This window comes from Stieleria bergensis, from assembly GCA_007745635.1.
In the GTDB taxonomy this organism is placed as follows: domain Bacteria; phylum Planctomycetota; class Planctomycetia; order Pirellulales; family Pirellulaceae; genus Stieleria; species Stieleria bergensis.
In genome coordinates this window covers 4,653,936-4,666,546 of the sequence record CP036272.1, presented here as the reverse complement: position 1 = coordinate 4,666,546, position 12,611 = coordinate 4,653,936, and the positions used below count along the sequence as shown (strand labels likewise).

Annotated in this window: 9 protein-coding genes; 3 read left to right on the top strand and 6 right to left on the bottom strand. The window is 54.4% G+C overall.

The features are described 5' to 3' along the window. Nucleotides 1-64: 64 nt before the first annotated feature. Nucleotides 65-1,420, bottom strand: a complete 1,356-nt coding sequence (locus tag SV7mr_RS16500; RefSeq protein ID WP_145274532.1) for a dihydroorotase — start codon at nt 1,418-1,420, stop codon at nt 65-67. 232 nt (nt 1,421-1,652) lie between these two features. On the opposite strand from SV7mr_RS16500, the gene SV7mr_RS16495 reads away from it, so the two are divergent. Further along, on the top strand, nt 1,653-2,849 hold the full coding sequence (locus tag SV7mr_RS16495; RefSeq protein WP_145274529.1) for an aldose 1-epimerase family protein: 1,197 nt from the start codon (nt 1,653-1,655) through the stop codon (nt 2,847-2,849). A 96-nt stretch (nt 2,850-2,945) separates the two neighbouring features. Here the strand turns inward: SV7mr_RS16495 and SV7mr_RS16490 are convergent, their stop codons facing one another. Both SV7mr_RS16490 and SV7mr_RS16485 read right to left on the bottom strand, forming a co-directional pair. Next, nucleotides 2,946-3,725, bottom strand: a complete 780-nt coding sequence (locus SV7mr_RS16490; protein ID WP_145274526.1) for a metallophosphoesterase family protein — start codon at nt 3,723-3,725, stop codon at nt 2,946-2,948. 21 nt (nt 3,726-3,746) lie between these two features. Beyond that, entirely contained in the window at nt 3,747-4,514 is a 768-nt protein-coding gene (locus tag SV7mr_RS16485) for a metallophosphoesterase family protein (RefSeq protein WP_145274523.1), read from the bottom strand. 346 nt (nt 4,515-4,860) lie between these two features. Between SV7mr_RS16485 and tsaB the strand changes: the two genes are divergently transcribed. Further along, nucleotides 4,861-5,643 (top strand): tRNA (adenosine(37)-N6)-threonylcarbamoyltransferase complex dimerization subunit type 1 TsaB, encoded by a 783-nt coding sequence (tsaB, locus tag SV7mr_RS16480; RefSeq protein WP_145274521.1) that lies wholly within the window; start codon nt 4,861-4,863, stop codon nt 5,641-5,643. 421 nt (nt 5,644-6,064) lie between these two features. Here tsaB and SV7mr_RS16470 read toward each other — a convergent pair whose 3' ends face one another. Further along, nucleotides 6,065-6,544 carry a hypothetical protein gene (locus tag SV7mr_RS16470; protein WP_419187487.1) on the bottom strand — a complete coding sequence of 160 codons (480 nt, stop codon included), beginning with the start codon at nt 6,542-6,544 and terminating at the stop codon, nt 6,065-6,067. A 314-nt stretch (nt 6,545-6,858) separates the two neighbouring features. Then, on the bottom strand, nt 6,859-8,115 hold the full coding sequence (locus SV7mr_RS16465; protein ID WP_145274515.1) for a peptidylprolyl isomerase: 1,257 nt from the start codon (nt 8,113-8,115) through the stop codon (nt 6,859-6,861). A 939-nt stretch (nt 8,116-9,054) separates the two neighbouring features. Between SV7mr_RS16465 and SV7mr_RS16460 the strand changes: the two genes are divergently transcribed. Beyond that, complete coding sequence (locus SV7mr_RS16460) at nt 9,055-11,307, top strand: dockerin type I domain-containing protein (protein ID WP_419187486.1); 2,253 nt, start codon at nt 9,055-9,057, stop codon at nt 11,305-11,307. On the opposite strand, the gene SV7mr_RS16455 is transcribed toward SV7mr_RS16460, so the two are convergent. Then, nucleotides 11,290-12,468: a redoxin domain-containing protein gene (locus SV7mr_RS16455; protein ID WP_419187485.1), complete on the bottom strand. Its 1,179-nt coding sequence runs from the start codon at nt 12,466-12,468 to the stop codon at nt 11,290-11,292. The genes SV7mr_RS16460 and SV7mr_RS16455 overlap by 18 nt on opposite strands. Nucleotides 12,469-12,611 lie beyond the last annotated feature (143 nt).

Below are 12,611 nucleotides of genomic sequence, written 5' to 3'. Positions count from 1 at the left end.
CAAATTGAATGTCAACGATTCCGGTTCGTTGACAAGCGTGAGAGGCTGTTCGGTTGGGGCACTTTTATTGTGTCGGGCCAATTCCGTCGGTCGTCTGATAGAACCCACCGCGACTGTGATCAAAACGCAGTTTTTTGCCGCGAAATGATTCGTCGAATCCCTGGTGCTGATCAAAGACTCGGTGGCCGCCAACGTAGGTTGCCACGGGCCAGCCCGTGAGTTCCGTGCCTGACCAGGGGCTCCATTTTGTCTTGGTGTGTTGATTCTGATCTTCAATGGTACGCGATTGTTGCATGTCGACAAGGACAAGGTCGGCGTCGTAGCCTTTGGCGATTCGGCCTTTGCCTACAATCCCCCAGACTCGGGCGGGGGCATCGCTCATCCAACTGGCGACTTGCGTGAGGCTGCATTTCCCTTGATTGACCTGATTGAGCATAAGCGCCAAACTGTTTTCGACGGCTGGCAATCCGGACGGACTTTCAGGGTAAGGCTTCGCTTTTTCTTCTAAGGTGTGTGGTGCGTGATCGGTTGCGATCACTTGAATCGTGCCGTCCAACAGGCCTTGGTACAACCGTTCATTGTCCTTTGCCGTTTTGATCGACGGGTTCATTTGAATGCGGCTTCCAAGGCGTGGATAGTCGTCCACATTGAAGAAGATGTGGTGCAGGCAGATCTCTGCGGTCAGATACGGGCCCGCTTCGCGAAGCAACGGCAGTTCGGCAGCCGTGGAAACGTGCAGGACATGGAAGCGATGCTTGTGGCGCTGCGCCAAGTCAATGGCTCGTTTCGTTGCGATCACCGCGGCTTTTTCATCACGGATGCGAGAGTGATCTGCAATGTCGTTGGTGCCAGCGAGCCGCTGAGCATTTTCGCGGACCGTTTGCTCGTCTTCGCAGTGAGCACAGATGGGAAGCGTGGTTTCACTGAAAATGCGCTCGAGTGCTTCCTGCTGATCAACCAGCAAGTTGCCGGTGCTGCTGCCGATGAAGATCTTAATGCCTGGCACATCGGTGGCTTTTTTTAATTCGTCGACGTTGTCAGGAGTCGCGCCGATGTAGAACCCATAATTGACCAGCGACTTTTCAGCGCCCAGGGCATCTTTTTGTTTGACGCCTTCGACCGTGACAGCCGGCGGTTTGGTGTTGGGCATCTCTAAAAAGGAAGTCACACCGCCGGCGGCACAGGCATGGCTGGCAGTGGAAAGGTCTTCCTTGTGTGTGAGCCCCGGATCGCGAAAGTGCACCTGATCGTCAACCACTCCCGGCATCAAATGCAGGCCTTGGCAATCAACGACCGTCTGGGCGTTGGTTGATGGGGAAGCCGCGACATCGATGATCACGCCATCTTCGACTAAGACATTGCCTTGAGTGACTTGATCCGGAAAAACCACGTTGGCGTTTTGAAACAATGTGCGTGTCATGGGATTGATCTGATTTGAGAGGACAGGCTGCTCCAGCAAGCCAATAACCTAAGCTTCCGAAGTTGTACAATTCAAAGCCAAAATCCTATCCGCGGCAGGCCCAATCGCACACCCGGTTAGAGTACGATACGACAAAGCTGGACCTGATTCCTGTCGTTAGGTTTTCCCCACTGGCAAAACTCCCCCGGTTCGTTTTGCCGGTTGCCCCTCCCTTTTTCTCGGATTTGCATCGATGAACTCTCTGTTTGCACCCGCCGGTTTTCGAGCGATTTGCAGTCTCATGCTGTGTTGTTTTAGTCTGTCCTGGGCCACCGGTGTGAACGCCGGACAGCGACATGTGTTGATCAGCGCTAAAGAGAACGTGCACGTTGGTGACCACCAGATCAAGGGTGATGGTTGGAGCGTGACCATGAAACGCTTGCATGGTGGCAAGCAACAAGGCGTCGATTTGATCACCGTCGATGCGGGCAGTGTACAGTTTGATGTGATTCCGACTCGCGGAATGAGTGTCTACCAGGTGCGCAGTGGCGAGATGGTTTTTGGCTGGGATTCGCCTGTCGATCCGATCGTCAACCCTGCGTTCATCGATCTGGAATCTCGTGGCGGACTGGGGTGGCTGGAAGGCTTCAACGAGTGGATGGTTCGCTGCGGTTTAGAATTTGCCGGACACCCTGGCACGGATACTCAAGTGGTCGACGGTGAAGAGAAGTCGATGGACCTGACCTTGCATGGCAAAATCGGCAACATTCCCGCGCGTGAAGTCGAAGTGACCTACGACGAAAAAGGTGAGGGACGCTTGCGCATTCGAGGTGTGATTTACGAAAAGTTCTTTTATGGACCCAAGCTAAAACTCGTCACTGAGATCTCCGTCATTCCTGGCCAGTCAACCTATCGCATCGATGATACGGTGACCAACGAAAGTTCACTGCCGCAAGAATTCCAAATCATCTACCACGCAAACTATGGCGCCCCCTTGCTTAGCAAAGGAGCCACCATGCACGCGGCCATCCAATCGATCGAAGGGATGAACGATCACGCGACCGACCACATCAAAGACCATGCAACCTACTTGGGACCGACATCGGGCTTTGCCGAGCAGGTGTATCTGATTGAACCCAAGGCCGATGCAGAAGGCAAAACCATTGCCGTCTTGGAGAGTGCTGATGGTCAACAAGCCGCGTCAATCACTTGGAATGTAAATCAATTGCCACACCTGACTCAGTGGAAGAATACGGCAGCGGTCGAGGATGGCTATGTGACGGGCATTGAGCCGGCGACCGGATACCCGTTCAACCGCATGGTCGAACGAGAGGCGGGACGTGTCCCGGTTTTGCAGCCCGGTCAAACACGACGCTTTACACTCGATTTTGGCTTTCACAAGAATCGCCAAAGCGTGCAGAGCGTGATCAGCAAAGTGAATGCGCTCTAACGCGGTTAACAGGTTCATGCCGCCGGCTGCATTGGCAATGCCGGCGGGGGTGTCGCTGGGAAGCAACAGGCAGGCGCTAACGGCAACAGGCAGGCGCTAACGGCCTTCACGCAATCGATAGCCCAAGAAATTATCGAGTTCCGCTTCGGCTTCGATTTGGCGAACCGTCGCTTCGATATCGTATTCCACGCGATGGAAGAAGACGCGGCTCTCATCGAGCACGACATAACAGCTGCGCGGATCCAGGTCCCGTGGTTGCCCAACGCTACCGACGTTGATCATGTACCGGGCATCGGGTTCGCTTAAGTCGTAGCCGTCGTCATCGATTTCTGCTGGCGGAGTGAACATCAGGTGATGTGAGAACACTCCGGGAACATGCGTGTGACCTTGGAAGCACAGACGTTGGACCAAGGAAAACAGCTTTTCCATTTTCTTGGTGTTCTGAATGTCTTCAGGCATCACGTATTCGTTGGTGGGTCCACGTGGTGAACCATGCACGAACAGCACGTCCTCTTCGCGGACCGAGCGCGGCAGGCTGCACAGAAAGTCCAGACGTTTTCGCGACGGACTGACTTCGTTGGGGGCCGATTCTTCTTGGTCGGGCAACTCTAGTTGAGCGCGCGTCCAGAAGATCGCTTGTTCGGCAGCCGAGTTAAATCCCTCGGGGTCAAACAGAGCGCTGCTGTCGTGGTTGCCAAGGACACAGAAGTCGAAGCCTGCCACGATGTCCAAGCATTCTTGAGGCTTGGGGCCGTAGCCGACCACATCGCCCAAGCAGACGATCCGATCAACGGATTGGGTCTTTACATGCTCGAGCACACTCTGCAAGGCAGTCAGATTGCCATGAATGTCGCTAAGGATTGCCGTTCGGGTCACTTCGCTTTCAATCCGTAATGTCTATCGTCCGTGCTTTAACCGATCGCCCAATTGATCCGACAGGTCGGCTTCAGCGTAGATTTTGTTTGCTGTTTGCTCAATGTCATATTCGACACGGCGATAGCTGACCAGCGGCCCGCCTTGGTGGTCCATGTCCAGGACAACGTAGCAAGCACGAGGATCTTCGTCGCGCGGTTGGCCGACACTGCCGACATTGACCAACGCTTTTTCGTTGCCCAGTTGGAAGTTGTAATCGCACTCATCGGGCTGAACAAAGTCACAACCCGTTGTGAATACACCTGGCAGGTGAGTGTGGCCCATGAAGCAATACTGAGTCACTTTGCCAAACAGAATCTCCATTCGGCGTTGATCAAAGATGTACTCTGGAAACACATACTCGTTGGTGGGGTCACGCGGTGAACCGTGGACGAACTTGTAGGTGCCTTCATCGTGGAACCGTGGCAGCTCGCCAAGGAAATCCCAGCGACCGTTGACCTGTGCTGTTGACCCGGGACCATTGTCTAGCTGGTCGCGTGTCCAGTAAATGGCTTGCAACGCCATTGGGTTAAAGCCATCGGGATCAAACAAGGCCGCTTGATCATGGTTACCCAGGATCGTCACTTTGGAGCGACGCATCACAAGATCCAAGCACTCACAGGGGTTGGGCCCATATCCGATAATGTCGCCCAAGCAGTAGATTTCATCGACCAACTGGGTCTGAATATCAGCGAGAACCGCTTGCAGCGCTTCCAGGTTGCCATGAATATCGCTAATCAGTGCTCGCTTCACTTCGATGCTCGTTTCACTGTGGGGAAAACTGTGGGGAATGGTTGTGAGGGTGACTTTGGCGTCGCGGCGTCAACGCAGGCCTTTCAGCAGTGCGTTGGGGGCGTGGTTGCCAGTCTTTGTCGCTGTCGAAGCGGGGTTGTTATAGTTCCACCCATTCAGGCGGAGGATTGTCGGCGCGTTTTGCCTTTTATTGACCGTTGGACCTTAACGTCTTACGGCGGCGTTCCTGTTTTTCATCTTGATCGGAAAGCCTGATTGTAAAGGTAACCAAATTATGACAACAATCCTATGATGTCTAAGCGTTCCCTGCCACGATTCCCCGCATTGTCTGGAAAGAAGTCCCCCGATGTTTCACCTTGCTCTTGAATCGATTGCGAAAACGGGCTCCCTGGCCATTTTTAGCGACGGCGAGGTGCTGTGGCATCGAGCGATCGGTGATTCTGGACGCACGGCCGCGGAATTTGCGGTGGTTTTAGATCAAGCCTTGCGTTGGCTGGAGAGCCAGCAGCAGCAACTTTCCTTCGTCTCGGTGGCCGCTGGGCCCGGTTCGTTCACTGGGCTTCGTGTGGGGATCACGACCTGCAAAACGCTGGCCTACGCGCTAAAGATACCGGTCATGCCAGTCGGGACAATGATCGCAATTGCATGCAATGCAGCGATCGCATCAGAGCATGAACCGGCCAGCGATTCCCCAGGCAATGCTTGGCAGGCAACGCATCGCTTTCAGGTCGGAGTCAATGCGTACCGAGGGCAAGTGTTCCGGGCAACGTTTACTGGAGCCGAGCTCCAGCGGCCGGAGATCAAGGGTCGGTCGGCAACGATCTGTTCTCGCAGCGAGTGGGACGCGCTGGTCAATCAGGCGGTTGCGGATCAAGAGACCGTTTGTGCCGATGCAGCCATTTTGCCCAAGGGCGATCTGCCGCCGGGCGTTTCTGAGATTCCAAAACTGCTGGCCATTGGCGTCGGCATGATTGCGTTTCGAAAACTCAGCAGCCAGTCGGCGGCAGCGGATCATCCATCGCTTGGGCTGCAGGTCGCTCAGGAGAACGAGTTGCTGATCGATCCCATGAAGCTGACCGCAGATTACATTAAGCGCAGTGCGGCTGAGGAGAAGGCAGATTCACGCTGATGCGTTCGTCATGCCTGCGGCTACCATCGGTGCCGTAATAAATGGTTGTTTTCTGTCGGCTATCATAAACCGCGGTCAGCTTGACACTCCGCGGGCCATGAACACAAAAGTAAAGTCCACACGAGGTGCCACCTCGAAGGACGGGTCGTTTGGTCATTGGAAATTGTCCGGTTTCCAACTGTCCCAGTCTGCACAGCATGGATTCGACATGCTGGCAAAACTGTTCAAACGAAAGGGTCGGCGAATGAAATCCTATCATGCAGTCAAAGACACCATAAAATGAAGCGGTTGGTGGATAGAAGAACGCCTGCTTAGAGTTAACGCTTTGTAGGGAAAAGCGAATGCGGGTAAGCTGGCAGCGTTGGTATCGGCGCGCGAAGCCTGGAAGATTAGTTTCCAGGAAAAACTTTAGATCGCGCGATCAGCGCGTTGGGGCGGTGGCTCGCGCGAAAATGTCCCTCAAAATCCGCTGTTCAAGTGAAGTGTCACGGCCTTGCGCGATCCAGCCAATGGTTTGTGGCAGGTTCTGATCAGCTGCATTTTGACGCACCATCGAACCGTCATTGCGCCGTGTGATTGCAGTCTCTGTCGAAAACTGTGTGCCATCGGTGTTTTCAAGATCCTTCTGCACAATCACTTCAACCAGGTATCCGGCTTCGCTCGGCCGGACGATAACAGTTGCTTTGCGGCGGATCGTTTGCAGCGTGCTCTCCCGCACTTCAAAACCCGCTGTGCTGTCTTTACGCCACAATTCACCGATCGAACCGCCAATCTGATAGGAGGTTTCTAAGCGGCCATCAAGCATGTACTGGTTACTGTTTTGAACGGGTTGTTCGGTCGCGATGCGAAAGTAGTCATCCACCGTGTCCACGACTTGTTGCCACAAGTACGTGTCTTGCATCGCCGGCAGCTCTAAAGGGTTGGGAACAAATTGTTTGGGTGGTCGACGGTCCAATCGGTAGCGGAGTTGTCGACAGCCAACGGCGCCGATCAGAAACAGCGCGAGACAGATGATTGAAAAGAATTTCCAAGATGAGCGATTTCCCCAACGCGCGTTAAGACTGGTACGCACTTGTTTCACCAATGGCTTGGTGGGGTGCCTTGTCACAGCTGTCGGCGCGATCGCGGATTGCGACGGGGAGGATTGTTCAAGCATCTTGGGGAGGGGACGTCGATGCCACCATCGGTGACGAAGGCGAATCGTCCGAGCAAGGATTAACGAAGAAGTGGAAGTGATTCGGGAACGTCGTCAGGAAACAGGGTCCAGACTGCAACACGGTGCCGCATCTTTTTAAGCACCGATTTCTGAGCAGCTTGAATTTTCTCTTTGCGAATTTGATCGATGATGTCTTCTTGGACCTCGGCAAAGCTGCGATAGCCACTGTCGGTTCGTTCGAGAACGCGAATGATATGCATGCCTTCATCATCGGTAATGAATTCGCTCAGCTGGTTCAGCGGTAACGAAAAGATCGCCGTATCAAGTGGTTTGGAAGCCAGCGAACCTTTGCTGATCCAGTCGTGAATGCCTCCGTCCCCGGCATAGGCTTCTTCACTTTTTTCTCGCGCGACAGCGCTGAGATTGCCGCCGAAGAAGGCCTCGCGCCCCATCAGGCCGAGCGTTTTGCCCGCCTCCTCAGGGCTGGGATGATTTTTGAACAGCACGGTGAGCTGTTCCCAGCGCGCTTTTTCAGGTTGATAGTATTCGTCAACCTGCTGTTGGTAGCGCTGGAAGGCCTCGGCGAGAGTAACTTTGGGGTTGTCGTCAACGACGCTGCGAATCCACATGCTAGCCAACATCTGATCGATGAAGTCACGTTGTTGCATTTGCAGGGTGACGCCGGTCTCCGTCAGTTTGGTCTCAAGTTCCGCCAGAGTGAGCGCGTCGTGCTTTTCCAATAAGCTGGGAACTTGTGTTTCAAAGAACAATTGACGTGCGCGGCTTTCCATTTGGTCTTGGACTTCTTTGCGCTTGTCCGCCGGTTGCGTTCCCACCTGATCCAACAGGAAACACTCTCGCATCTGTTTGTTTTGTATCGTCTGAACCAGCAGACCACGAGCAACCTGCGTGCGAACCAACTGCAACTGGTCGTCAGGGACTTTCTGGCCTGTCTTTTTAGACACTTCACTAATGCGAGCGTCGACGCGAGGCAGGATGTCGCCCAAGAAGATGGGCTGCTCGCCAACCACCGCTAAGGGCGCCGCAGGATCATTCGGCAACAGGACTTTCGGTGGTGCTGGAGCTTGCGGCGCAGAACGTCCCGACGGAGCACCTTGTTGAGCACCACGCGAACGCATTTGCTGGGTGGGTGATGCGAACTGTGCTTGGCTGATGTTGGCGGGCAGCAACGCTACCGCAAACAGTGCCAACAACAAACGGGCTGTTGTGCCTCGTTCATTTGAAAGCGTGATCGTGCCGCCATGCTTTAGGGCTGATCGTCCGACAGGTCGAGTTTCACGCAGTAAACGTTTCATGAGTCAACGAATGAATCAAATGAGAAGGTGTCTTGCCTTTAACAGGGCGTTTCAAGTTCGCTTGTAGGCAGTTTTTCCGGCTCAAGACAAGCCCACTCTCGGCGCAATCTAATTCCTGACAGCAGTCCGAATCGATTTTTGAAATCAAGCTTGACAGCGCGTTCGAGCTCTGGCTATTGACGTTCTAAACATTGCAAATGTTGGTTGCAGGGACGAAGTCCGTCCCCGGTTCTTCGGGCGCTTTCACTAACGCGTGTTTAGACAATCAGCTTTCCAAAACAACCGATTGATAGCTCCCGCTGTCGCACGGAACAATTTGGAGGTTACCAAGCGTAAGTCAACGTTTTGCGGGAATCGTTGACTTTCCCATTTCCGTGGGAGTGAGCAATAAAGCAGATTGAAGACGGTTTCTGGGTCAACCGTCTTTGTCAATGCTGTTCCACGCCGATAGCCTCCAACGTCGGGGCGTTGGTTCGCCAACGCCCCGACGACCCTTTCTCTGTCACGCCATCTCCGTGACTGCCAGCAGTGACTGCCAACATCTGCGTTTCGTGTTGCACGCTCGTTGCGACCCGCGTGGGCTTGATCCGTATCCCAGCGTCGCCACATCAACGTGACCGGTTCTGCCGCCCCAATTTTCCACACCAATCCTGACGCCGCGGGCATTCTGGATGGAATTTTGTAGGGGCTTTCTGTGCCAGATGGCGTTCTGTGGCGAGACAGGGTGGATGAGGGGATTGGCCTACTCTTTCTTTAGGGTGAGCTTGCCCCCGCCAGGGAACTTTCGTCATATTGGTATCGTCTAACCCACACTGGACAGTTCCCACTGGCGGCCCCACCGTGTTTTTCACGCCACCTGATTTTTCCGCCAACGCCTTGCTGATGGTCTGCGGCCAGTCCATTCAGCCGTCCATTGAGCGTTGGCAGAGGTGTTTTGCCATGTCCCTGCGAATTCGATCATTGCGCAAACGCACCAGGCATGCTGGTCTGCGTCGGCCAGTGCTGGAGTCGTTGGAGTCTCGATTAGCAATGGCTGCTGCGGTGGCGGTGGAGATTCCAGGGCCAAGCGCCGTTGAGGAGTCCGATTCCCAAGGTCTGGTGTATCGCTTCACACGAGATGACGCGACATCGCCGTTGGCGGTGGCGTTTGAGATCGATGCTCAGGCGACCTATGGAGAGGATTTCTCTATCCCAGGCGTTAATCGGCATCCAGTGTTTCTACGAACCATCGACGATCAAGTCGTCACTAGTCCGAAGCTGGTCGGTTCGGTGCAGTTTTTACCTGGTGAGGCCTCCGTTGAACTGACGTTGAAACCCGTTGACGATGCTAGAATCGAACCCGATGAACCCATCACTGTGCGGTTACTGGAGCCAGCAGCATTTGGCCCGGTGACCGGAGCGGCTAACAATCACGACGCACAAGCCGACCAAACAACCTATTACGTTGTCGACGCGTTCAACCGGCTAGGGGTGATCGATACGACGACCGGGATTGTTGATGTTGTGGGCACAATCCCAGTGCAGGGCACGATTACCGATATTGCCATCAATGAATTCGGGCAAGTGTATGTCATCACGTTTGATAGCTTGTACTATCTTGGACAGGTTGATGGTCTTGCAGCACCGCTTGGTGCGCTGAACCTGGGGCCTCACGGGGTGACCGATGCGAACAGCTTGGTGGATGCCAGGAATGGGGACTTCGGTAGTCAAGCCGGGGATCTGTTCATTGCCGGTACGAACCAGCTTTGGATTCAGCGAATCGACCTGGTTGAATTCAACCAACTGCCGGTCAAAGAAAACGTGGTGCCCGTATTTGCGGTTGATCAGGCGCTGTTCAATCGCGCGTTTCCTCATCAATACGTTGCTTCCGGTGATTTGGATTACGACCGTTCGGATGACTTAATTCTTACCGCTCGTCATGTGGACGAATCCTTTGATTCGATCATTGAGATTGAAGCGTCCGCAGAGTTCGGGATCATTGATAAATTGCCCGTGCCAGCCCAGGATATTCGGGAAGACTTCGTGGGAATCTCGGGAGTGGCCAGTTACGGCAGTCAGGGCTTTGGATTCGCTGGCTATCTTCAGCTGAGCGTCAATCAGATTACGCTGAACTCCAATCGTTCCCTGGAGATCGTTGGACGTGACTATGAATTGTCTGAAGGGGCCAGTGAGGCAACTGGCGAAATTCTTGGACAGCCCATTGATCCACCGATCGTGACACCGAACGCAGCTTTACCGGATGCTTTTGACTTGTCGCGTGGGCCGCAGCCAACGTCATGGCAGCAGCAGGCATCAACACTGCAGGGGATCTCGATCCAGCTGGGCGCGCCGATCGATGAGATTCCTTTGGATCAGATTGCCTTGACGAATCTTGGAGTGAACGCCTCAGCGACGCCAGAAAGTGTGACGCTAGATGCATCGCAATTGACACTGTCCGCATCAGGAGATCGGATCGAGATTTCGTTCCAACCAGGTGACCTGGCTGATGGCCGTTACCAGTTAGATTTAGGGCCCGATGTGACGAACGGACCGCCGTTGGAATTGCGCGGGGATGTAGGCAATCAGCTGTTTGTGCTGCGCGGCGATTTCGATCGGAACGGTCACGTGGACGCCCGCGATAGTGACACGCTCGCTTACTGGTATGCGCAGACAATCTTTCAGGCACCAAGCTACGTTGATCTGGATGGATCACGACGGATCGACGAGGGAGACTTGGAGGTCCTGCGCCAGCAGATTGGTGCAAGTGTTGTCTTGCCTGCGTTAAGTGATCCGCAACCCGAGTTTAACACCCCGCAAGCCATTGACTCGGCCATCTCAACCATTCTTGATCCGCTGGATGTCAATGGGAATGGGCGGGTCACGCCTTTGGACGCATTGATGGTGATCGGTCGATTCGTCCGTCAAATCGAAGGTCCACTGGATTGGCGATTCGACGTGAATCGCAACGGTTCGGTGAGCGTCTCGGACGCGATCTTTGTCATCAACTATTTGTCCAGCATCTACGCATCACCCGGTGGTGAATCCATCGAGATTGATCCAGAGGATGGATCTGGACCGCAAGCCAAAGCGTTGTCTGGGAATGCGTCACTTCAACCAATGGGGCCGCATCTGATTGACGACGGCCAGGCTGAGACTCGTCGCAGCTGGGAGCAGAATGTTGATCTGCTGGCCGCGTCACGCGTCCTCGGCTAGAAGTTGCTCGATGGTCTTGCGCATGTCCTTTTCGCCTTCGGTGCCTTGCCAGTTCATCTCGCCTTGCCACCAACGACGTAAGTAGCCCTGCTTGTCAATCAAGTAAACCGTTGGCCACATGGTGTTGCCCCAAGCGTTCCAGTTGGATGATTGACCGTCCATCAATACAGGGTACTTGATCTGCTCGTCATGCGCCGCTTGCAGAACCTTTTCCGGTGACCGTTCAGCGCTTGTTTCCGGCCGCTGAATGCCGATCACAACCAGCCCTTGGTCAGCGTAGTCTTTGTGCCAAGCGTTGTAGTGCGGCAGGTTTCGCCGGCAGTTGATGCACTGAAATGCGTAAAAGTGCAAGGCGACCACTTTGCCTTCGAGTTGGGCCAGGTTTAGCTGCTTGCGACCCGATTCAGGCAATGACTGCAACCACTGTGAACCTTGCATCTGGATCTCGGGAGCCAGTGGTAGCGAGCGAACCACTTGACTGAAATCAAACGTTTTGCCTGTCACGGTGGAAAAGCGTTGTTGCTGAGATTCAGTCAAAAGATCGCGAATCGCTTCACGTTCATCGACCTTGGCTTGGGCAATCGCCTTGGCCGTTTCCTTTTGATCCCACTCGCCAGCACCCAGCTTTTTCTGTGCGTCGGACACGGTGCTGTCTGACTGCTGATACAACGCAATCAATTTGTCACGCTGTGCGTCAGTGATCTTTAACGCTGCGGAACATTGGGGACGCAGGAACATGCGGGTTCCCAACGCTTGGTTTTGCAGCTGGTCCAGGCGTTCGATTTGCGACTTGCTGAGAACAGAGCCTAACTTGGATTGCAGGTTTCCAGTTAGCACGGCAACCGTTTGGCGACGACTCTTCGTTGGCGTGATCCGCGACCGGAACCAGATGCCGTCCGCCTCTGGTAACAGCGTCTGCACTTGCTGTGATTGAGTGTCACTCAGTCCCAGTTCAGCGTGGATCGCGGAGTCGCGAATCATCTTCAGCAGCACCGGATCAATTTCAATGTCCAGCACGCCGGATGCCTGTTCACCGGTGGCGGATTGACTGGCGCCAGTTTGAGCGGCGGCGTGGAAGCAGGCCAGTGTGTTGATCACAAGGCAAGCCAAGACCACTGCGGATTGCAGAGCGATTGAGCGCGGTGACTGAAGCGGCGACATAGAAGCACCAAAAGAAAAGAGACGAGTCAACATCCTTCTGCGAAGCGTGCAGTTGATTTTCGTGGTAATGGCTAAACCGCTCCGAAGGCCGCCACGAGAACGTTCACTCGGCAACATTCCCGCTTGGCCGGTCGAAGCTTCAG